The 22,371-nt window shown below is 41.6% G+C and carries 21 protein-coding genes and 1 pseudogene; 13 read left to right on the top strand and 9 right to left on the bottom strand.

Annotated elements, in window-relative coordinates; all coding sequences use genetic code 11:
- The coding region (locus tag FPL27_RS15305) for an IS1634 family transposase (protein WP_221936579.1) at positions 1 to 1,218 on the bottom strand (1,218 nt) is incomplete at its 3' end.
- A gap of 223 nt (positions 1,219 to 1,441) precedes the next feature.
- Positions 1,442 to 2,263, bottom strand: a complete 822-nt coding sequence (locus FPL27_RS15300) for an aminotransferase class IV (protein ID WP_143961940.1) — start codon at positions 2,261 to 2,263, stop codon at positions 1,442 to 1,444.
- Between the two features lie 102 nt (positions 2,264 to 2,365).
- Between FPL27_RS15300 and FPL27_RS15295 the strand changes: the two genes are divergently transcribed.
- Both FPL27_RS15295 and FPL27_RS15290 read left to right on the top strand, forming a co-directional pair.
- Positions 2,366 to 2,734: a MerC domain-containing protein gene (locus FPL27_RS15295; RefSeq protein WP_143961938.1), complete on the top strand. Its 369-nt coding sequence runs from the start codon at positions 2,366 to 2,368 to the stop codon at positions 2,732 to 2,734.
- 66 nt (positions 2,735 to 2,800) lie between these two features.
- Positions 2,801 to 3,238 (top strand): hypothetical protein, encoded by a 438-nt coding sequence (locus FPL27_RS15290; protein WP_143961936.1) that lies wholly within the window; start codon positions 2,801 to 2,803, stop codon positions 3,236 to 3,238.
- On the opposite strand, the gene FPL27_RS15285 is transcribed toward FPL27_RS15290, so the two are convergent.
- The 3 genes from FPL27_RS15285 to FPL27_RS15275 are packed head-to-tail and all read right to left on the bottom strand — an operon-like array spanning position 3,235 to position 4,898.
- Positions 3,235 to 3,672 (bottom strand): c-type cytochrome, encoded by a 438-nt coding sequence (locus tag FPL27_RS15285; RefSeq protein ID WP_143961934.1) that lies wholly within the window; start codon positions 3,670 to 3,672, stop codon positions 3,235 to 3,237. The genes FPL27_RS15290 and FPL27_RS15285 overlap by 4 nt on opposite strands.
- Positions 3,669 to 4,322: an SCO family protein gene (locus tag FPL27_RS15280; protein WP_143961932.1), complete on the bottom strand. Its 654-nt coding sequence runs from the start codon at positions 4,320 to 4,322 to the stop codon at positions 3,669 to 3,671. The genes FPL27_RS15285 and FPL27_RS15280 overlap by 4 nt, the downstream gene beginning before the upstream one ends.
- A 39-nt stretch (positions 4,323 to 4,361) precedes the next feature.
- A complete protein-coding gene (locus FPL27_RS15275; RefSeq protein ID WP_143962193.1) occupies positions 4,362 to 4,898 on the bottom strand; it encodes a CopD family protein in 537 nt (178 codons plus the stop codon).
- A 123-nt stretch (positions 4,899 to 5,021) separates the two neighbouring features.
- Here FPL27_RS15275 and FPL27_RS20305 point away from each other — a divergent pair.
- The 6 genes and pseudogenes from FPL27_RS20305 to FPL27_RS15240 all read left to right on the top strand — a co-directional run bounded on the left by FPL27_RS20305 (position 5,022) and on the right by FPL27_RS15240 (position 11,180).
- Positions 5,022 to 5,979, top strand: a pseudogene (locus tag FPL27_RS20305) (aldose epimerase family protein).
- Positions 5,980 to 6,091: 112 nt separating this feature from the next.
- Positions 6,092 to 7,771 (top strand): sodium/sugar symporter, encoded by a 1,680-nt coding sequence (locus tag FPL27_RS15260; protein WP_143961926.1) that lies wholly within the window; start codon positions 6,092 to 6,094, stop codon positions 7,769 to 7,771.
- 83 nt (positions 7,772 to 7,854) lie between these two features.
- A complete protein-coding gene (locus FPL27_RS15255; protein ID WP_143961924.1) occupies positions 7,855 to 9,003 on the top strand; it encodes a galactokinase in 1,149 nt (382 codons plus the stop codon).
- A 5-nt stretch (positions 9,004 to 9,008) separates the two neighbouring features.
- On the top strand, positions 9,009 to 9,419 hold the full coding sequence (locus FPL27_RS15250) for a hypothetical protein (RefSeq protein WP_143961921.1): 411 nt from the start codon (positions 9,009 to 9,011) through the stop codon (positions 9,417 to 9,419).
- Positions 9,420 to 9,430: 11 nt separating this feature from the next.
- Positions 9,431 to 10,438: a methylmalonyl Co-A mutase-associated GTPase MeaB gene (meaB, locus tag FPL27_RS15245; protein WP_143961919.1), complete on the top strand. Its 1,008-nt coding sequence runs from the start codon at positions 9,431 to 9,433 to the stop codon at positions 10,436 to 10,438.
- The gene (locus FPL27_RS15240; RefSeq protein WP_143961918.1) at positions 10,431 to 11,180 is read left to right on the top strand and encodes a hypothetical protein; all 750 of its coding nucleotides are present in this window, start codon (positions 10,431 to 10,433) and stop codon (positions 11,178 to 11,180) included. The genes meaB and FPL27_RS15240 overlap by 8 nt, the downstream gene beginning before the upstream one ends.
- On the opposite strand, the gene dnaA is transcribed toward FPL27_RS15240, so the two are convergent.
- Positions 11,177 to 12,613, bottom strand: a complete 1,437-nt coding sequence (gene dnaA, locus FPL27_RS15235; protein ID WP_143961916.1) for a chromosomal replication initiator protein DnaA — start codon at positions 12,611 to 12,613, stop codon at positions 11,177 to 11,179. The genes FPL27_RS15240 and dnaA overlap by 4 nt on opposite strands.
- A gap of 486 nt (positions 12,614 to 13,099) precedes the next feature.
- Between dnaA and FPL27_RS15230 the strand changes: the two genes are divergently transcribed.
- From FPL27_RS15230 to FPL27_RS15215, 4 genes are all read left to right on the top strand, one after another.
- Entirely contained in the window at positions 13,100 to 14,911 is a 1,812-nt protein-coding gene (locus FPL27_RS15230) for a methylmalonyl-CoA mutase family protein (RefSeq protein ID WP_143961914.1), read from the top strand.
- Positions 14,908 to 17,031 (top strand): methylmalonyl-CoA mutase, encoded by a 2,124-nt coding sequence (scpA, locus tag FPL27_RS15225; protein WP_143961913.1) that lies wholly within the window; start codon positions 14,908 to 14,910, stop codon positions 17,029 to 17,031. Before FPL27_RS15230 ends, scpA begins: the two co-directional genes overlap by 4 nt.
- Positions 17,032 to 17,133: 102 nt before the next feature.
- On the top strand, positions 17,134 to 19,017 hold the full coding sequence (locus FPL27_RS15220; RefSeq protein WP_143961910.1) for a TIGR00341 family protein: 1,884 nt from the start codon (positions 17,134 to 17,136) through the stop codon (positions 19,015 to 19,017).
- An 11-nt stretch (positions 19,018 to 19,028) separates the two neighbouring features.
- Complete coding sequence (locus FPL27_RS15215) at positions 19,029 to 20,006, top strand: DUF6263 family protein (protein WP_143961908.1); 978 nt, start codon at positions 19,029 to 19,031, stop codon at positions 20,004 to 20,006.
- 25 nt (positions 20,007 to 20,031) lie between these two features.
- On the opposite strand, the gene FPL27_RS15210 is transcribed toward FPL27_RS15215, so the two are convergent.
- The 3 genes from FPL27_RS15210 to FPL27_RS15200 form a co-directional block, all read right to left on the bottom strand.
- The gene (locus FPL27_RS15210; protein ID WP_143961906.1) at positions 20,032 to 20,352 is read right to left on the bottom strand and encodes a 2Fe-2S iron-sulfur cluster-binding protein; all 321 of its coding nucleotides are present in this window, start codon (positions 20,350 to 20,352) and stop codon (positions 20,032 to 20,034) included.
- 7 nt (positions 20,353 to 20,359) lie between these two features.
- Positions 20,360 to 21,364: an NAD(P)/FAD-dependent oxidoreductase gene (locus FPL27_RS15205; protein ID WP_143961904.1), complete on the bottom strand. Its 1,005-nt coding sequence runs from the start codon at positions 21,362 to 21,364 to the stop codon at positions 20,360 to 20,362.
- Positions 21,365 to 21,458: 94 nt separating this feature from the next.
- Positions 21,459 to 21,890 carry a MarR family winged helix-turn-helix transcriptional regulator gene (locus FPL27_RS15200; RefSeq protein WP_143961902.1) on the bottom strand — a complete coding sequence of 144 codons (432 nt, stop codon included), beginning with the start codon at positions 21,888 to 21,890 and terminating at the stop codon, positions 21,459 to 21,461.
- 182 nt (positions 21,891 to 22,072) lie between these two features.
- On the opposite strand from FPL27_RS15200, the gene FPL27_RS15195 reads away from it, so the two are divergent.
- Positions 22,073 to 22,303, top strand: coding sequence for a hypothetical protein (locus FPL27_RS15195; RefSeq protein ID WP_143961900.1), 231 nt, complete (start codon positions 22,073 to 22,075; stop codon positions 22,301 to 22,303).
- Positions 22,304 to 22,371 lie beyond the last annotated feature (68 nt).

Below are 22,371 nucleotides of genomic sequence, written 5' to 3'. Positions count from 1 at the left end.
TATTTTCCACAGATTGTTGTAGTTTTCTATTATTTGGTCTTTCCCCAGTCGTGTATTGGTGATATAGCCTTTCAGGCCGTCCCACCTGGAATCCTGTTCAAATCTTGCCCGGTCGATCTCAATTTTGATTTCGCCCTCCATTTTTAGGTACTTGTTGTAGCCCCTGTTGTTGATGTGCGATTTATTGAGCTTTCCCGACCTGAGCTGCTTCTCCAGCTTCTTCAGGCCCCTTTCCCTGTTGGACCGGTCTTTTCTGGCCCGCTTCTCAGAATAGCTGACAACCATTTTGAGCCCTTCTTCCCAATCCAGGATGGTGCTCTCCCCGTTGCACAGCTCAAGTGAAAGAACCTTTGATTTTTGGCCCTTACCGCCGGTCTTCAGCCTGGCTCCCAAAATGAACTCATATCCCTTTTCAACGAGGTCTTCAATATTCTTTTTTGAAAGCAGGCCCGAATCAGCTATGATGACGGGGGCGGGCAGGTTATATTTAGTCTTGAACTTCTCAATAACCGGGATCATCGTGTGGCCTTCAAACTTGTTTCCCTCGAAAATTTCATAGGCCAACGGATATCCCTCCAGCCCGACAAGAAGGCCCAGTACGATCTGTGGATTCTGATGTTTTCCCTCTTTCGAAAAACCTGTTTTTCTAAGGTCATCTTCCTGGTCTATTTCAAAATAGAGAGTGGTCACATCATAAAACACGACATTGATCGATCCCCCGAGTATTTTCCTGGTATGCTCAAAGCTGATCAGCTGGACGGTTTCTTTATAATTGTTGTACAGCTTGTCCATATACCTGTACAGGGCATGGACCTCGATGGAAAGCCCATGGAAATTGAAGAGGTACTCAGTGGTCTTGAGTTTACTGCCCGGAAAACACAGCCTTGAAAAAACCAGCCACCTGAATAGTTCATCCTTGACAGCGTTAAAGCCAATCATGTCAAAAATTTTCCCCAATAAAAGCTCTGTTCCGGTTACCGTAATTCCCGCAATATTGTCGAGAACGTTTTGAACAGCCTGCTTTTCGTTGTTGAATGGGAGCTCCAGTAGCCCACGTTGGGACTTAATCCACTGTTCTCCTTCCTTGACAAGTCTTTCTACTGTGTCCAAATCCGGGCTGCTGCCGACGGTTTTGACGACTTTATATTTACCAGATTTTTTCTCGATTACCTGGACACTGATTTTCCCGCTTTTATTGGGTTTTTTCCGGACAAACATGGGTGAAAATAAGGAAAAAGAAGGCTGGGACACCCATTGTCAACCACTAAAAATTATGATTTAATTGAAAATCAATTATTTAATCAAAAATGGGACTGACGACTGTCGAAAACAGGAAAAAGATCCCGAAAAATTGATGTATATTCTTAAAGATGCGCAGTTGATTTCTAAATGAAAAAGGTTGTTTGATGTCGGATGAAAAATATGTAAAGAAAGCTCCGATTTATTCGGAGCTTTCTTTTTCTAGTATGCTGAACTTTTCGAGTAACTTTTGAGTCATTTTACCTGGCTTACCGTCGCCAATCTTTTTTTCATCAACTTGAGTTACCGGTAAAATTCTCTTGGTAGTGCTGCTCATAAATATCTCATCGGCGTCAAAGAGCTCCTCTAATGTGATGTCTCTGACTTCCGCATTGGGAACTTGACTTAAGATGAATTTTCTGGTAACACCATGCAGGATATTGTCCTTAGCTGTAGCTAATACACCATTTTTGACAATAAAAATATTGCTTCTGCTGCTTTCTGAAATAATACCTTTATTATAATAGATGAGGTCCTCCACATTGTTTTCCTTCCAATTGAGGCTGGAGTGTACTGCTTGGCTGTAGTTGGTCGTTTTCACTTCCGGGATAGGCCTGACGTATTCAGCGGTAATAAGCTTTACCCCATTTTCGTATTTTGTAGCAGCGGGCATTTGAAGATCTTCACAGAAAATAAAGAGGGAACCGTCAGCAGGGCTGAAATGGTTTTCGGAAACACCTCCAGAAAGTACCATGCGTACACCGCCTTCTTTTAGATCGTTTTTCTCGATGAGCTCGGAAATAATACCCTCCAGTTCTTGTTTAGAATATTTTAATGGGATGGCAGTGATTTCAGCAGACCTAATAAAACGATCTAGGTAATCCGAAATCAAAATCGGTTCATGGTTTACAGTCCTGAAAAAATCAAAAATTGCATAACCTCTTATTAGCCCGATATCCGCAGGGTGGATGCTGGCAGATTGGCTTGAAATGATTTCATTTTTGGCAAAACAATATGGTCTCATAGGGGTAATGGGTGATGGAGTTAGCTTTGTAATTTGAAGATTATCTATTCTTTAAATACAGAAAATTTGGTGGAAGAAGAATGAGTTGCTATATTTGCAATCATGTTGCAGAAAGTAAAAGAAATAGCACTCCTAAAATCTGACGTCCTAGGGATGTCCGCTTCCTTTGCTTGCATGATCCACTGTATTTCTGCTCCCATAATCATTTCATTGGGGTTCTTTTTCAATTTTTATACCCACAATCATGCCTTTGATTTTGTGTTTTTCCTATTGGCACTTGTGGCTGTCTGGTTGACAAATAAAAGTACGCAATCTGTGTTAATAAAGGTAACGCTTTGGATAACTGTTTGTGTTTTTGGGACCAGTTTGTTTCTTCATGATTATTTTTACTGGATGCAATTCATCTCCTTGTTCAGTTCGGCAGTATTAGTATTGGTGCATTATATAAACTGGAGATACCAGTTTAAGTAATCACCTAAACAGTTTTTATTAAGACTTTTTTTTTGGAATTTTGCCAAATCAATAAGCCTACTTGATATGCTGCACAAAGGAATTTTCTTTTTCATATTATTCGCATCAGTAATTTTTACTTTTTCCTGTGGGGAAAATACTTCTCAAACTGAATCAAATGATCATACTGAATTGAGAGAAGAAGTAATAGCAATCCATGATGAAGTGATGCCACAAATGGGTCGGCTTAAATCTCTGGAGAGGCGGGTGGCTTCCCAAAAGGACAGCTTGGTGGCTCAAGATTCGACCATTTATGCCGAGGAGATCAGCCAAAAAGCAGCTATCGTTGATGAGCTTCACCAAGCCTATGATGAAATGTTTGTTTGGATGCGGCAGTTTAGACCTGATGAGGTAGAGACCGAAAATGAGGAGGCTTATCTTTTAGAGCAAAGAGAAAAAGTGAAGGAGGTAAATAGACAAATAAAATCTGCTCTCGAAAGGGCTACGGCTGAGGTCGATAATTAATCATTCAAGAATTTTTCCACACTTGAGGCTCCAATCAAGCCTTCATTGTTGCCCCAAACGTTAAAGATATAAGTCATGATCTGCGCTATCTCTATGGGCGTGAGCTGTGGGTTTGCCGGCATATTTTGGTTATACTCTACACCGTTGACGGTAATTTCACCTGTCATTCCATATCGAATTATTCTGGCTGTTCTAGCTTGATCCTCGAGCATGTAATCAGCTTGGGCTAGTGGGGGAATAACTTTTACCAAGCCTGTCCCGTCGGCTTGGTGACAGTTGGAACAGTTGGACTGATAGAGAATCTTACCCTCTATGGCATATTGCTTGGTTTTAGTATCTTTGATATGAGAAATGGAGGATTCGCTTTTTTCACTTTCGCAGCTTAGAGCTGCCACTACTAGGACCACAAACAAAGTTAATTTCAGACGCTTCATGAGTTGCCTAGCAGTTTTGGGATATCGTTCATTAAGCGGTCAACCTGGTCGGATTTGGTGCCGTCATAAATGCCTCTAATGTGGCCGTTTTGGTCCACAAGCACAAAAGCGCCTGAATGGAGAAATCCTCCAGGCTCATCTTTGTCCTCCATAGCTGTGGTCATGTAGCTAGTTTGGCCTATTTCAAAAATCTTCTCTTGATCTCCTGTGAGGAAATGCCATGTGGAGGCATCATCCACCCCAAGTCGGGTAGAGTAATCCTTCAAAAGTCCAACGGTATCATAGGTTGGGTCAATGCTATGGCTCAAAATTTTGAAATCAGGTCTATCCCCATATTTCTCGTAAACTCGGAGCATTTCGACTTTCATGATCGGGCAGATGGTGGGGCAGCTGGTGAAAAAGAAATCAGCCACATAAACATTTCCTTGCACCGTTTCATTAGTGACCGTTTCGCCATCCTGGTTTTGGAAAGAAAAGTCTGCAATTTTATGGTAAACTGTATCAGTTTGTGTTTTTCCGTCAACGGTTTTTTCCTCAGCATAACGATGTCCTAAGATAGGGAGCTCATCATTTTGGCCGTTCATTGGGCCACATGAGTTGAGAAATGGTAGAAAAAGGACTGCTAGGGGGAAAATATTGCGTAATTTCATGAATGTATGATTTTTATAAGATACACGGGTATAAGGCTATTAGTTCCTCTCTCTAACCCTTTTATAAATCCAGATTCCAGCCATCAATAGGGCGCTCAAGGCTACAAGTCCAACCAGTCCCCAAACCATATCGGTAAGGTTTTTAAGTACAATGAGAAATACTATGGCAAAAAGCAGAACAGTGGCCGCTTCATTCCAAAGGCGGAGTTGGTTACTGGTCCATTTGGTTTCCCCTGCTTGCAGCTGCTTATAAATACGATGGCAGATGAGGTGGTATACGTATAGGAAAGTTACAAATGTGAGTTTGGCATGCATAAATGGCAGTTGGGTGTAGCCCCAACGGTATGAAAGCACCCAAAATCCAAAGATAAGGGTAAGGATTGCAGAGGGCCAGGTGATGCCCATCCAAAGGCGCTTGGCCATCAAGTCGAGCTGTGGTTTGAGGATGTTCCTTTCCAATTCAGGTTTATCCAAAGCTTCTACCTGATAGATGAAGAGCCTCACTATATAAAACAAACCTGCAAACCAGGTGACGATAAAGATTATATGAAGTGCCTTTAAGTACTCAAAAGCCATGTGGGAATTGGATAGGGTAAAATTGCTGATTTCAATATTCACCAAAGTTACTCCTCAATTTTAATTGGGCAAAACATTTTCTAAGCCTTCAGTTTTTTAACTTTATATCTAAACTAAAAACTTATGGACCTATACAAACTCAAAAACTCAAATGGAATGGAAATTCATGTCACCAGCTATGGGGGGAGGGTAGTCAAAATGCTGGTGCCCAATAAGGAGGGAAGTATAGTGGATGTGGTCTTGGGTTTTGATGATTTAGAGGAATATAAAAATAGTTCAGAGGCTTATTTTGGTGCAGTCATTGGCCGTTTTGGTAACAGAATAGCCAAGGGAAAATTTGTCTTGGATGGTGAAGAGTTTACTTTGGAACAAAACAACGGGCCAAATTCTCTACATGGGGGACCAAAAGGGTTTCATCATGCCATATGGGAGGTGTTAAGCACCGACACGGAGCATGTGGCTTTTCGTTATTTGTCACCCGATGGTGAGGAAGGCCTTTCGGATAGATTATGAAGCTACTACTGACCAGAAAACAGTAGTGAATCTCACTCATCATTCATTTTTCAACCTGAATGGTGCCGGGATGGGCGATATCCTAGACCATATCCTAGAGATTAATGCTGATGCCTTTATCCCTGTGGATGAAACTCAAATCCCAACAGGTGAAATCCATTTAGTCCAAGATGGGCCTTTTGATTTTCTTTCGCCAAAAGTGGTGGGAAAAAGTATACATGAAGACAACCAACAGTTGAAGTTTTGCAAAGGCTATGACCACAATTGGGTGCTCAAAAAGTCCGAACCCGGCTTACTGGAATATTCGGCTGGCATTTGGTCTGAGCAGTCTGGAATAAAGCTGGAAGTTTTTTCCACTCAGCCCGGTATTCAGTTTTATACTTCCAATTTTCTGGATGGAAGTGTGAGGGGCAAGGAAGGAAAATTTTATCCCAAGCATAGTGCTTTTTGCCTTGAAACCCAGCATTTCCCTGATAGTCCCAACCATTCGTACTTTCCCAGTACCGTTTTGGAAAAAGGGGAGGCGTATAGAGAGACTTGCGTCTATAAATTTTCGGTTAATGAATAAACTTTAATAAAAAAAGTCGCACCTTATCCATAACTTATAAAAAGTATTAAGGGATTTTTAAAGTTAATGGTTAATTTCAGCCCTAATATTAAAACCTATTTAAGCTTTTGTTATGGAATTTTCATGGATTGACTATGCGGTATTTATATTATACGGGCTAGTTATCATTAGTATAGGACTATATGTCTCCCGAGGAAAGGGGCAGACTTCCGAGGATTATTTTTTGGCCGGCAAGACCTTACCTTGGTGGGCCATAGGGGCTTCCCTTATTGCCGCCAATATTTCAGCAGAACAGTTTATCGGGATGTCAGGTTCTGGATTTGCTATAGGTTTAGCTATTGCTTCCTATGAGTGGATGGCGGCTTTGACGTTGATTATTGTGGGTAAATTTTTCCTTCCTATTTTTATTAACAAAGGGCTTTATACCATTCCAGAGTTTATTGAAAAACGGTACAGTACCAATTTGAAGACCATTTTGGCGATTTTTTGGATTGCACTTTTCATTTTTGTTAACCTAACATCAGTTCTTTATTTAGGGGCAACTGCATTGGATACCATTATGGGTGCTGGTGATGGCGGCCTTTTTTATTATAGCATCATAGGCTTAGCTCTGTTTGCTGCGGCCTATTCTCTTTACGGTGGACTTTCGGCGGTAGCTTGGACCGATGTGATTCAAGTGGTGTTGTTGGTAGCAGGTGGCCTGATTACTACGGGATTCGCTCTACATTATTTGGCTGAAGGCGATGGAATTTTCGCAGGGATTAAGATGGTGTATGAGAGAGTTCCTGAGAAGTTTTCCATGATCCTTTCTAAAGGTGAAATCATCACCCCTGACGGTAGAGATGCTTGGTGGGATCTTCCAGGGCTTGCGGTCATATTTGGCGGCATGTGGGTTGCCAACCTTTACTATTGGGGTTTCAACCAATATATCATACAAAGAACCTTGGCAGCTAAAAGTCTTGCTGAAGCACAAAAAGGGATCGTTCTAGCAGCATTTTTAAAAATCATTATTCCTGTTATTGTGGTTTTACCAGGCATCATTGCCTTCGTAATGAATTCAGATGCGGCAGGTAATGTAACCGCAGCTTCAGCAGATCCTTCTTTCTTCAGCTTCACTGGGCGTATAATAAATGATAATGCAGCCCCATGGCTGATTACCACCTTTGTGCCTGTTGGGTTGAAAGGGTTGGTGCTTGCTGCTCTAGCTGCGGCCATTGTGTCTTCCGTAGCTTCTATGTTGAACTCAACGGCGACTATTTTCACCATGGATATTTATAAGCCCTTCTTTGCAAAAAAGGATGGCTCGGAAAAGAACCTTGTTACAGTCGGAAGGCTCTCGGCAAGCCTTGCCTTGGTGATAGCGGTAATATTAGCTCCCCAACTTCAAAACTTAGGGCAGGTGTTCCAATACATTCAAGAGTACACAGGTATAGTGAGTCCGGGGATTTTGGCTGTATTCATGATGGGGCTTTTCTGGAAGAAAACCACAAATAACGCGGCCATTTGGGGTGTGTTGATTTCTATTCCAATTGCCGCCTACTTCAAAGTAGGGCCAAATGATTGGTCTGACAGTGCCTTCTTCGTGGTACTGCCCTTCATGAACCAAATGATGTGGACATGGATTTTAACCATGTTGGTAATGGTAGTGATCAGTTTAATTGAAGGCAAAGGTCAAGACCATGACAAAGGCATACCACTTACGAAAAGCCTTTTCTCAACCACACCTGCATTTAATATTTCATCCATAATCATCCTGTTATTGTTGACAGTACTTTATGGCTTGTTCTGGTAACTGGATGAAGTGTTAAGAAATTGAAATGGGCTTTCGAAAAGGAAGCCCATTTTTTCTAAATTTAGAGTTAGAACGAAAACAGAATGCTAATAGAAAAAGTAGAGAAAACTTTCCAAGAGAAATTTCACCACTTACCAATTGTTATCAAGTCTCCAGGCAGGATTAATTTGATAGGAGAACATACTGATTATAACGAGGGGTATGTGCTTCCTGCAGCCATTGATAAGGCGATTATTTTGGCCATAGCTGAGAATGGCACGCAAGTTTGCAGACTTCATTCATTAGATTATGATGAAGATTTTACCTTTAGCTTAAATAATTTCGGGCCACAGCCATCTGGCTGGGCTAATTACCTGATGGGTGTAGTGGCCCAGTTTCAGTCAAGAGATCTAGAAGTAAAAGGTTTTGACTGTGTGTTTGGTGGCGATATCCCCATTGGCGCAGGATTGTCCTCTTCTGCTGCATTAGAATGTGGTACAGCTCTGGGGTTAAGTCAGCTGTTTGGCCATAACCTGCCAAAGCTTGATTTGATCAAAATCGGCCAGTTGGCGGAGCATACCTTTGCGGGAGTGCAATGCGGGATTATGGACCAGTTTGCTTCAGTGATGGGAAAAGAGGATCATGTTATTCGACTCAATTGTAGATCTTTGGAGTTCACCCATTTTCCGTTGAAGCTGGAGGATTATGCCATTATCCTCTGTGACACCAAAGTAAAGCATTCCTTGGCGGATTCAGCTTACAATCAGAGAAGACAAGAGTGTGATCAAGGCGTTCAACTCTTGCATAAACATTTCCCCAACGTTAAAAGTCTGAGGGATGTTGACCTTACTATGCTTGAAAAGCATCAAATTGAATTTAACCCAATAGTTTTTCAGCGTTGTAAATATGTAGTAGAAGAGAATGAGCGGGTATTAAGAGCTTGTGAAGCTTTGGAAAGGGATGATTTTATCAACTTTGGAAGATTGATGTACCTTTCCCATACAGGGTTGTCTCTGAACTATGAAGTAAGCTGCAAGGAATTGGATATGCTGGTGGAGGAGACAAAAACTATGGATTATGTGTTAGGTAGCCGGATGATGGGTGGTGGCTTTGGCGGCTGCACAATTAACCTGGTTAAAAATGAACATGTGGCTCGTTTTGAAGATGAGCTCAAGAAAGTATATCATGACACATTCGGAACCATGCTAGAAACCTATAGGGTGAAAATCGAAGATGGAACCCGACTAATTTAGAGAAAATGAAGACACAATCTATATTTTATATAATTGTACTGGTGGTAGGGGCGGTGATCATCTGGATCGCCAAAGATACCTTCACCCAACCAGGCGTGCAGGACCTCCATGCTGACTATAAGGAAGTGGCCATGTACCGCAATGAAAATAATACAGGCCCTATCGTGAGGGTGTATGCGGTTGCCACCTCCGACAGTCTTTGGAATGAGATGGAGGATTATGGAAACTTTATGCCGCATACCAAATATGGAAATACCAAAGTGTTTTTCTTCAAGCAATCGGAAGAATACCCTAGTGAAGTGGCTCCAACTGAACCGTACTTTTCTGAAGTATATCAGGACAACTGCATAGGGATGTATGAGAAAAGTGCCATGGGAGAAGTGAATTTAAAAAGATATCCATTTAGGAATAGGTAAATTTTTTAACAGTGGGAAAACGTAAAAACAGATTATCTGCTGATGAATATGTGGAGGGGATTCTTGCAGGAAACAGAGTAATATTAAGTAGGGCAATTACGCTTGTGGAGAGCTCATTGGTTTCAGATCAGCAATTGGCCGAAGAGGTGGTTAACCGCATCATGCCCCACACGGGCAATTCACTCCGGATAGGGATTACCGGAGTGCCAGGTGTGGGCAAAAGTACCTTTATTGAAAGCTTTGGGCACCTTGTAGTTGAACAGGGAGATAAACTGGCCGTGCTGGCAGTTGATCCTAGTAGTCAGAAAACCAGAGGGAGCATTCTGGGAGATAAAACTCGCATGGAGCAACTTTCTCATGATTCCAGAGCATTTATTAGACCAACACCTGCCGGGGCCGCATTGGGCGGTGTAAGTGCCAAAACAAGGGAGTCTATGTTGCTTTGTGAGGCAGCGGGATTCAATGTGATTTTTATTGAAACAGTTGGAGTAGGGCAGTCGGAGATCATGGTAAAAGGCATGGTGGACTTTTTTCTTTTACTTATGCTTTCCGGAGCGGGAGACGAACTTCAGGGAATCAAAAAAGGAATTATAGAGATCGCGGATGCCATTGCCATCACCAAGGCGGATGGAGAAAATGTAGATGCCGCCAAGAAGGCCAAAAGAGAATACAGCAACGCCCTCCATTTATTTCCTCTTAATGATAACGGTTGGAGTCCTCAGGTAAAAGTGTGTTCAGCCATGACAAAAGATGGTTTACCTGAAATTTGGTCCATGATCCAGAAGTACGAGTCCTCCATGCGTACAAATGGCTATTTGGAGAAAAACAGGTCCAATCAGCGAGTTAATTGGTTTTATGAACATGCCAGGTATCTTTTAGAGTCCAGGTTTTTCCATCAATCCGAGGTTAAGTCAAGCTTGATCGACATGCTTGCCCAGATTAAGAATGGGGAAAAGAGTTCCATTTCTGTGGCAAGATACTTGGTTGATTATTTTCTAAAAGATATTCCGAATGATTAAATGCTTCAGAAATATTTCACTTATTTCTGTCATTTGTCTATTTATAGCCTGTGAGGCTCCCAAAAATGAGGAGCAGACTGAATTACGCTATGAACTGACACGCTATGATAAAAAGAATTGTGATGGGGAAAGATGCGCCAAAGTATCCTTCTTATACCCATTTTTTGATGAATCCCACCCTCTTTCCCGGAACCTAAATGCCCACGTGGAGGAGCAATTGAAGATGTATTTACAATTTCAGGTTTTTGATGATTATGCCTCATTGGACGAGGCTGTCGACAATTACTTTTCCCTTTTTGAGCAATCTAGCGACACTGTATTATGGTCTGTTGATGTTGAGGGCAAAGTTTCATTTCACAATGAAATGTTGCTCAGCATGGAGTTTAACAACACCTCCTTGATAGGGCATGACCAACCCAGCAACCACCTGATGTTTTTAAATTTTGACATGGAGGATGGTACGCTTCTTCTTAGGGATGAAATTGTGATCGATGAAGTCATTCTTTTGGAAAAAGCTGAAAAGCAGTTTAGAAGACATCATGCCGTGGCGGAGGAAGTGTCCTTGGCCGAGGACGGACGTTTTTTTTTGGAAGGCACTCGCTTCTTTCTACCTTTCTCTATGGGATATAGAGGAGAAGATTTCGTGCTTTTTTACAATTACTATGAAATATGTCCTATCGAAATGGGAGCTACTGAAATAACATTCCCCATCGATGAACTTAGAGGAGTAGTGCTGAATTAATAAGACCTCATTTTGAATTTTTTCCTTTGATCGTTTACCGCATTTCTAAATGCCGTATCCGTTTCCATAAGGTCATTCACCGTTTGTACAGCGTGGATTACAGTACTATGATCTCTTCCACCAAAATGATATCCAATTGACTTCAAAGAATGGTTGGTAAACTCTTTAGAAAAATACATAGCCACTTGACGGGCAGTTACAATTTCCTTTTTCCTGGTTTTTGCTTTTAGATCTTCCAGTTTAATGCCGTAATAATCGGAAACAGTTTTTTGAATAAAGTCAATGCCTACCTCAGTCTCAATATCCTTAACGATATTCTTCATGATGTTTTTAGCCAGCCCTAGATCAATATCCACTCTGCTCAAACTAGCATGTGCAATTAAGGATATCAGCACTCCTTCCAGTTCCCGAACGTTGGTATCCACGGTGTACGCTAGATATTCAATGACATCATCTGGGATAAAGATACCTTCAGATTGCATTTTTCGTCTAATAATAGCCACCCTGGTTTCAAAGTCAGGCATGTGCAAATCAGCAGTCAAGCCCCATTTAAATCTGGAAAGCAATCTCTCTTCAAGTCCTTTTAAATCCTTTGGAGGACAATCCGAGGTCATGATGATTTGTTTTTTGCTTTGGTGAAGGTGATTAAAGATGTGGAAAAACATTTCCTGTGTTCTGTCCTTACCCGCCAAAAACTGGATATCATCAATAATAAGGACATCTACTTGCATGTAGAAATTGGTGAAGCTTTTTACGTTTCCATCCTTGATGGAGTCCATGAATTGGTTCACAAATTTTTCAGAAGATACGTAAAGTACAAACTTCTCTTCAGGACCGTTTTTAATTTCATTACCGATAGCCTGTACCAAGTGGGTTTTACCAAGTCCTACTCCTCCATATACCATGAGAGGATTGAAAGATGTTACGCCTGGTTTTGTTGCCACTGCATAACCAGCAGATCTTGCCAAGCGGTTGCAGTCACCCTCAATGTATGTGTTGAAGGTGTAGTTAGGGTTCAGGTGGGATTGTAATAATTGGTCACTTGCAAGGGAGTCCATTTGGAATGGGCTTTTATTTCCCTCTTTTTCAGCAGTAGCCATTGCGGCTTTCTTTTTAGTAGCAGCGGCCACGTTTCCTTGTGGAAAGCTAACCACATATGGTTGGTTTTGGGAGTTGCCCCTGTCTACTACTACAGCATATTCTAGTCTTCCGTTGGGTCCGAGGGTAGTTTTGATGGCGAGCTTGAGTACTTGGACGTAATTATCCTCCAACCATTCAAAGAAAAATTGGCTGGGTACCTGAATAGTCAGGATCGAGCCATCCATCCTTACCGGGTTGATGGGCTTAAACCATGTGGAGAAGCTCTGCTCATTCACATGCTCTTCAATTACTCGCAAGCATTCATTCCAAACTGCTTTAGCCTCTGAACTCATTGATTATTAATTACTAGAAAACTTTTGTGTGTTGATTTTCCCTTTTTGAGGGGCATCAAATTTGGTAAAAATATATTTAAATAAAAAATCCAATTCATCTTGACTTTTCATTTAATTGCCGAAATGGAAGTGGAGGAAGCATTTCTTTGGTTTCGTTATATTTTGGCTGCTATTTTCTTGGGATTAAGCAAATTTGAATGCAGTAATAAAGTGAAAAATTTTTTGATCAAAAGGTTAGACTAACCAAGGTTTTAGGATTTAGTGTATTAAAAAGTGGATTGGGTTAAGAAGAGGTGGTTTTTGTCTAAATTTTTTTTCTCTGATTAGAATATTTATGTAGTCTATTAGTGTTTTGGGGATGATATATTCGGTTGCGGTAATTCTGCGAGGTTTCCGGTATTTAAAGATTGCATACTTCAAAATGGGTTTTGATGGTGGAAAGGGTTATTTTTGACAACAGCGATTTTTGTCTAGCAATAAACCAAGATGACTAAATTATTTGAAGAATTTTCTCCTGTGAGCAAACAGGAATGGATAGAACAGGCCACCAAGGACTTAAAAGGTGAAGACTTTGAAAAGAAGCTAATTACCCGGGCCATTGAGGGTTTTTCAGTTTTTCCTTTTTATACACAAGATGATCTCGGAGGTGTGGAATGGCTTAAAGCCTATCAAAATAAACTCAATACACCATCGGAAATTCCCGGAATGTCACCCCGGATCTGGGGAAATGTAGCCAGTATCGATACAACTGATGTCACTAAGGCAAATAATGAAATAAAGGCGGTTTTGGAAAACGGCGCTGATGCATTGGTGCTTGAAATCAATTCTGAAGTGGATTTCAAAGCCTTGTTAAAGGATGTGTTGCCACAATATATTCAGATTTGGCTAAAACTTTCACGATTAGATTCGGCCATTATCAAGGCTTTTATCGATTGGTTTGAAAGTAAAGGTCTGCGGTCAGCGGAACTCAGTGGTGGGGTAATTGCAAATGATTTTGAGCAAATAGTATCTTTAAAGGGTGGCAAAGAAGCTTATTTTTCGTCTGTAGGGGAGTCTTTTAAGCTTACCTTATCGTATCCCAACTTCAAAGGAATCTGCATCGATGCCAGTCTTTATCACAATAGTGGGGGACATGCGGTTGAGGAAATTGGGTTTGGGCTCAGCCAAACCATTGATGTCTTAGATGAATTGACGAATGCTGGGGCAGATGTGTCAAGTGTTTTCGATAATATGTTTTTAAGGGTTTCCTCTGGAGTCAATTACTTCATGGAAATCGCCAAATTTAGGACATTCCGAGTGGCCATGCATAAATTGGCAGGGCTATATGCCGTTGAATTGGATCCTGCGTCCTTTCAGATTTTTGCCGAAACGAGCCTTTGGGCCCAAAGCCCAATTGATCCCTACAATAACCTTTTGAGAAATACGACTGCATCCATGTCAGCCATTTTGGGCGGGTGTAATGCACTGCAGATTCATTCGCATAATTTAAGCTTGCAGCAGCCGGATAATTTCTCCAAGCGAATGGCACGCAACATCAGCAATATTCTCAAGGAGGAAAGCTATTTTGACAAGGTGTTGGATCCGGTAGCTGGTTCTTATTATTTGGAAAACCTTACCTCAACCTTATTTGCTGAATCGATGAAACTCGTCAAGCAAACTGAAGAAAATGGCGGCTGGTGGGCCAGTCTGGAAAAGGGGATCGTGCAGACCGCCGTCAAAGAAACCAGAAAGACAAAATTTGCCTCTTTGTCAAACCGAAAGCAGGTGATGGTAGGAGTAAACCAATACGTGAACCAAGCGGAAAAAGTCAATTTTGATTTCCCGGAAATTGAAGAAACAGAAAAAGAATTAAAGTCTTTTTCATTCTGCTATCCTATAGTGCAAATGAGGAAAAGGGTTCAAAAAGCTTTTGCTAATTCAAATAGTCATTTGAAAGTTGAAGTTCTGCCTTTGGGAGGAAACCCAAAGCCTAGGGTTGGATTTACTCAAGGGTTTTTTGAAGCAGCAGGGTTTGAGTTGAGTGTTGCCGACACAAGTCTTGACGCTTCTACCGCAATTGAGAAAGCAAAAAACAGTGATGCCCGATTTATTGTGTTTGCAGGAGCAGACGAAGATTACGAACATATGACTGCAGAAATCGCGAAGGCTATGCGTCAAGAAAGCAAAATCTTGGTGCTTGCAGGATACCCAGCCGCTCAAATCGAAACTTTGCTCTCCTCCGGAATTCAGCATTATATCCATCTGAAGACCGACCTGATTGCTACAATAGACCAGTTACTAGACGAAGCCCAACTATGAGACCAGATATAAATCAACTTTTAGAAACTAATGAGCAGCAAATAAGCCAACCTCAAATGGATGGGGAATGGCTAACAGCAGAAAATATAAAAGTAAAACCCTTCTTTCAGGCCAGTGACATCCAGTCTATGGAGCATCTGGATTTTGCAGCGGGACTGCCGCCTTATTTGAGAGGGCCTTATAGTACGATGTTTGTCACCAGACCTTGGACCATACGTCAATATGCCGGGTTTTCTACAGCAGAGGAATCTAATGCCTTTTATCGTAGAAACCTTGCCGCAGGCCAAAAAGGTTTATCAGTGGCTTTTGATTTGGCTACCCACCGTGGTTATGATTCCGATCACCCACGTGTGCAGGGAGATGTAGGTAAAGCGGGTGTGGCCATCGATTCTATCTTGGATATGAAGGTGTTGTTTGACCAGATTCCTTTGGACAAGATGTCTGTATCTATGACTATGAATGGAGCGGTTGTGCCGATTTTGGCCTTTTACATAGTAGCTGCCGAAGAGCAGGGAGTGAAACCAGAGCAGCTCTCTGGAACTATCCAAAATGACATCCTCAAAGAATTCATGGTGCGTAATACTTACATATATCCTCCATTACCTTCCATGCGGATAATCGGTGATATTTTTGAGTACACCAGTCAGAACATGCCCAAATTCAACTCTATCTCAATTTCCGGCTACCATATGCAGGAAGCTGGGGCTTCTGCGGATATTGAATTAGCATATACTTTAGCTGATGGATTAGAATATCTAAAGACCGGCATTCAGGCAGGCTTGGATATTGATAATTTTGCCCCAAGACTTTCTTTCTTTTGGGCCATCGGGATGAATCATTTCATGGAAATTGCCAAAATGAGAGCTGGAAGGATTCTTTGGGCTAAATTGGTGAAAAGATTTAATCCCAAGAACCCAAAGTCCCTTGCTCTTCGAACCCACTGTCAAACTTCCGGTTGGTCCTTGACTGAACAGGATGCGTTTAACAATGTAGCCAGAACTACTGTTGAAGCAATGGGAGCCGTATTAGGCCACACCCAGTCTTTGCACACCAATTCCTTTGATGAGGCGATTGCCCTTCCGACGGATTTTTCCGCCAGGATTGCAAGAAATACGCAGCTATATCTTCAGGATGAAACGGAGATAACCAAAGTTGTGGACCCTTGGGGTGGGTCGTATTATGTGGAGTATTTGACTGACCAGTTAGTCAAGAAAGCTTGGGAATTAATGGAGGAGGTGGAAAGTTTGGGAGGAATGGCTAAGGCTATTGAAGCTGGCGTTCCCAAGATGCGGATTGAGGAAGCTGCAGCGAAAAAACAAGCCAGAATTGACAGTGGAAAGGACGTGATTGTTGGGGTGAATCGCTATCAGGCTGAAAATGACACTGAATTTGATACATTGGAAGTTGATAATGAGTCGGTAAGGCTTTCCCAGATTGAAAGATTGAATAAATTAAAGGCTGAAAGAAACCAAAGCGAGGTAGATGTTGCTTTGGACGCAATTACCGAGTCGGCTCGGTCAGGTGAAGGGAATCTTTTGGCATTGGCTGTTGATGCGGCCCGGAAAAGAGCGAGTTTAGGTGAAATTTCAACTGCGATGGAAAAGGAATTTGGAAGACATAAAGCAACTGTGAGGAGTATTTCTGGAGTTTATTCTGGGGAAGCAAAAGATGATGGCTACTTCAAAGAAGCACAAAAGTTGGCGGACCAGTTTGCCGAACTCGAAGGTCGACGACCAAGAATCATGGTAGCTAAGATGGGGCAGGACGGTCATGACCGTGGGGCGAAAGTGATCGCAACCGGCTTTGCGGATCTAGGATTTGACGTGGATATTGGGCCATTGTTCCAAACTCCCGCAGAGGTGGCGCAACAAGCAGCCGAAAATGATGTTCATCTTGTAGGCGCATCTTCGTTGGCGGCAGGCCACAAGACTTTGGTACCCCAGCTTATTCAGGCATTGAGGGAGCTGGGCCGTGAGGATATTATGGTGGTGGCTGGAGGGGTCATTCCGCCAAAGGATTATGATTTTCTTTTCCAAGCCGGAGTAAAAGCCATTTTCGGACCTGGAACGGTATTGCCAAAAGCGGCAATTGAGATTCTCAATGCCCTGATGGAAGAATGAAGTTGAGGTAGTTATAAATTTAATAGGCTCAGCCTTTTGAGTAAATAGCAATTTAAATGGTTTTTAAATTGCTATTTTTATGTTTTAAAGAAGTTTTTTAATATGAAAAGAATCACGCTCTTATATGATGAGTTAGAAAGTGAAACTGTTGAGGACAAGATTCTTCCTGCCTTTGGGCATCATTTAAAACTTAAAATCCCGTTCAAAAATGATTTAACGATCGAAATTGAAAAGGATGAACTGGTGGTGACCTACCTTTCAGATACGCAATTGAAGGAGTTTCTGCCGATTGCGATCGAAAAAGGGTGGTGCTTGGGTTTTCTTCCGCACCCGAACATGCCAAACGCCATTCAGGGAATGGGGGTGGATACCAAGCTCTCTACAGCTATGGATCATATTCTGGAAAGTGATGTAACCTTGAGTATCGATGTAATGATGGCCAATGGGCTGCCAGTTTTCAACACTTTAGTGGCCGGAGAGTCTATCAGCTTGATATCGGGAGCGATGGAAGAATCTCATTGGAAAGTACGCTGGGAAAAAGTTAAAAGCTTCTTCAGACTTTTCAAAAATTTGCGAGCACAGAATTATGTAATCAAGGTGGAGGGGGATCATGAGACCAAGGACGAAATAGATACTGCAGCCTTGGGTGTGGTGGCTGTATTGCACCGAAAGAGTGCCTTGCTAACCCGAAAAGTTTTGGAAGAGTCATTTGTCAATGATGGAATGATGCATGTTTTGATCCTTGCTCCTCGAAGCCTGTTTGGCTTGATAGATTTTGGGATAAAAAGTTTTTTGCGATCTGCAAAAACAAAAGTGCTTCCCCCACATATTTCCCATATCAAAACTAAAAAAATCCTACTTGAAAGTTCCGATCCCATCAACTATTCCGCTGATGACAAACTCATGAGTGCTAAAGGAATTGAGTTGGAAGTACTTCCAAAGATTCTGAAAATTGTACCGGGTAAACATTTGCTAGTTACCGATGAAATAAAGAACAATGCAATATATAAAGTTCATAAGTTGCCAAAGGGGGAAATAAAGGAAGGTTTGCTTGCCCATCCTCTGCCACTTATTGACCATGCTAGTACAGAAGAGTTCAAGTGGCTGTTTACCATTTTGCGAGAAAATGCCAAAGCAAGTTCAAGTTATAAGGTTTTGATGGTGCTTTCCACCATGATTGCCACTTTTGGGCTTTTTGGCAATTCTTCACCGGTGATCATCGGTGCGATGATTTTGGCCCCGCTTATGGCTCCGATTATTTCCCTATCCATGGGAGTCTTGCGCCAAAATGAATCCTTGATTAAGGAAAGCCTGAAGGCTATTATAATAGGGATGCTTTTAGGGTATATCTGTGCGCTTATCATTACCTGGATGACTCCATTGAATGTCTACAACAATGAAATAACTTCGAGAATTAGACCTAATCTTCTGGATTTAGGTATTGCTGTAGGTTCTGGAGTTGCAGGTGCTTACGCTCATGCAAAAAGGGAGGTAGCTAAAACTCTTGCAGGAGTGGCTATTGCCGTGGCTCTAGTGCCACCCTTAGCGGTGTCAGGAATAGGATTGGGGTGGATGGACCTTACGGTATTTATCGGGGCATTTTTATTGTTGGTAACTAACTTGGCGGGGATGGTTTTAGCAGCGGCTTTGACATTTCTGTTACTGGGATATAGTCCGGTAAAATTAGCCAGGAAAGGTCTATTAATATCCTTGCTTATTGTGGTAACTATCAGCGCTCCCTTGGCATTTGGTTTTAATAAAATGGTAAAGGAGAATCGAATTGTTCAGAAATTGAGTGGCCATGAGATAGAGGGGAAAGTCCTAAGAGAGGTGAATGTACGGTCTCTAGATCCACTAAAAATCAGCTTGCGAGTAGTTTCAGAAACACCTTTAGATGAAGCTGATCTTTCACAATTAAAGGAAGATATCGAAAGATACTTGGATTCAGAAGTGGAGCTGGAAGTCGCTGTCGGCATAATTCTTTGATCTGAAAGTTTATGATCATAAAATTAAATGTATCTTTCGGCAGAATTTTGAATTTGATAATGATGAAATTGTCGGATAAGTTGATCCTTTTATTTTTGGTTTTCTCTTTTGGGGCTGGGCAGATGGTTTTTGCCCAAGAGGAGGAATATGAGCTTCGCTATAAACTGAAGTCTAAACAGCAGTATACATTAAATGTAGTTTCTCAGCAGGTAATTGAGCAGGATTTGGACGGGATGGCCCAAACTATTCATAACCTTTTTCAAAGTGATTTGGATATTTCGGTAGACCGTGTCATTTCTGACACTATTGGCCTTTCAATCAAATATAGAAACCTGCACCTAGAAGTTCAGGGGCCAATGGGTGAGGAGATGATTTTGAGCAGTGAAGGAAATATGGAGGATCCAATCAACCAGCTGATGAGAAAAATGATCAATCAGCCAGTTCAAATTGCTATTAGTCCCCGAGGGGAAATCCTGGAGGTCCATGGTGTAGAGGAGATGATGGACAGCGTAATGTTGGGTCTTGAAGAGCTGGATGAGTCTCAGAAACAAAGTTTAAAAGCAAGCTTGGATAACCAGTTTGGCAAAGAAACCTTTAAAACCTCAATCCTTTCCGGTTTGATCATATATCCTCAGAAGCCGGTAAATATAGGGGAGGAGTGGACTTGTTCAAGAGAGGAGTTTGCCACTGTACCAGTAGTTACTGAAACTTCGTGGAAATTAAATAGAGTCAGAAGAGGACAGGCAGAACTTGCAGGCTCCTCAATACTTACAAGTTTGGACTTGAAAAGCAGCGATGAGGTGAAAATGGAAGGTACTCAGGAAATTACCGCATCTATTGATTTGTCTACAGGTTGGATGACAGAGTCCAATCAACAATCAGAAATTAATGGTATAATGACCTTGCCAGCAAATGAATATTTTGATGAACCGGTTGAGATTCCATTGAATATTAAAACTGTCACCAGAACAAGATTAAACAAAAAATGAGGCTCAAAAGCCTCATTTTTTGTTTTTAGTTAGATTCTCCACGTATTTTAAAAACCGCTCCATCAAGTTCCTCGCTGATCCTAACCTGACAAGCAAGTCGGCTGGTTGGAGTTGGATTGGGAAGATTGTCGATTTGATCTAGTTCCACATCGGATGCCTCTCCAAGTCCATCTTTACCTTCCAAAACCTCCACATGGCAGGTGGCACAAAGGGCCATACCGCCACAGGTGGCTAAAACTGGATATTCAGAAGCCTTCAATACTTCCATTAAGCTGAGCCCCATGTCTTCAGGGACCTCAATTGGATGACGTGTACCGTCCTCGTGTTCTATATGAAAAGTTACCATAATACGATTAGAATGAATTTACACCGTTTACAGTGGTGTATTTAAAGCTTAATTTTTGGTCTGGGTAAACATATTTGAAAGCACTGTGCATCATGATGGCAGCTTCATGGAAACCGCAAAGAATCAATTTCAACTTACCTTCGTAAGTGTTGATGTCACCGATGGCATAGATTCTTTCCACACCCGTAGAGTAATCACGAGTATCAACCTCAATGGCGTTTTTGTCAATAGTCAAGCCCCAGTCGGCTATAGGTCCCAATTTTGGGCTTAGGCCAAACAATGGAATAAGGTAATCAATGTTAAGCACAATTTCTTCCTTAGCTTTGTTTTCCAGCGTGATGCTGTCAAGTTTTCCGTTGCCGCCAAGTGATTTAAGATTGGCACTCAAGATTAGGTCAATTTTACCGTTGTTGGCAAGATCAAATACTTTTGAAGCAGAATCTGGTGCACCTCTGAAAGTTTCGTTTCTGTGAACCAAAGTTACCCTCTCAGCCACATCCGCTAAATAAATGGCCCAATCCAATGCAGAGTCGCCACCTCCTGCCAATACTACTTTCTTGTTTCGGAACGTCTCAGGGTTTTTCACCATGTAGGTGATTCCTTTTCCTTCAAACTTTTCCAAGTTTTCCAAAACCGGCTTTCTTGGCTCAAAACAGCCTAGGCCCCCAGCAATGACAATAACCTGAGCATGTACCTTAGTTTTATCGCTTGTGGTCAGGACATAAGCGCCGTCTTCTTGTTTAGTGATGTGATCGACGCGTTCACCCAAAGAAAAAGTTGGGTTGAAAGGCTTGATTTGCTCCATCAGATTATCTACAAGTTCTTGAGCTTTAACTTCTGGATAGCCCGGGATGTCATAGATTGGCTTTTGAGGATATATTTCAGACAACTGCCCGCCTACCTGTGGCAGGGCGTCAATCAAATGACAACGCATTTTCAGCAATCCTGCCTCAAATACTGCAAAAAGACCCACTGGGCCAGCTCCTATTATGCAAATGTCAGTAGTAATCATGATGTCGTATTTTTTGAATAAACCCTTGCGGGCAAATTATGTTCGTACAAATATAGTTAGTATAACAACTATTCCCACGGATGAGACAAATTATCTATTCGAGGTTTTCATAAATAGTGTTGAGAATGCGCTTAAATTCCTGAAAGTCCTTTTCATCGAGGTTTTCCCAAGCTTTTTCTCGGATGGAAACAATCTGTGGTCTGAGTTCGGAAACCTTAGATTTACCGTCTTCAGTGAGCAATAGTTGAAAGCTTCGACGGTCATTTGGATGAGGAAGCCTTTCTACATAGCCCTTTTTACAAAGGATGTCGATAATTCGGGTAAGGGTAGGATGGTCCTTGAAAACCAACTGGGCCAATTCCGTCTGGCTAAGAACTCCGTTTTCTGATAGGTTCTTGATGACCAGCCACTGATCCACCGTTACGTCAAAATTGCCGTTTTTGAATTTCTGCTGCGCGTATTGTTTTACCCGCCGGGCAGTCCTGTCAAGGAGGAATGAATATTTGCTAAATTGCTCGTATGTCATGCTAATAGTTAGTGCGACAAATATATGGATTTTTGCACAAACCGTTTTCTTCTGATAAGCTATAATTTCCGTTTAGACAAAAAATTGAAGAGACTTCAAAGGATGGTAAGTCATTGATTAGTAGTAAGAAAAATAATAACCTTGGTGAAAATAGGGCTTGCTGATAGTATATTTGTAGTACTATGAAAACTTTATCAATAAAATTAGACGACGAAATTTTTGAGGATGTGAAATACATCATTAAAACGAAAAAGATGGGCCGAAACCGTTATTTCAACCAGGCTTTGGACTTTTATAACAAATATCACAAGCGTGAAATCCTAGCCAAAAACATCTCTGAAGAAGGAGCTTTGGTTAAGGAAGAGTCTATGAGTGTTTTAAGAGATTTTGACAGTTTGATTGATGGGGATTAGGCAGCGATTGAAAATAAATGAATGATAGAAAAAATCGGGCAATTTCCACATGATTTGGCAGTGAAGGT

Source organism: Litoribacter populi, assembly GCF_007483685.1.
GTDB classification, from domain to species: Bacteria; Bacteroidota; Bacteroidia; order Cytophagales; family Cyclobacteriaceae; genus Litoribacter; species Litoribacter populi.
The sequence above is the reverse complement of the archived record's forward strand: the minus strand, read 5'-3'. Positions and strand labels throughout refer to the sequence as shown.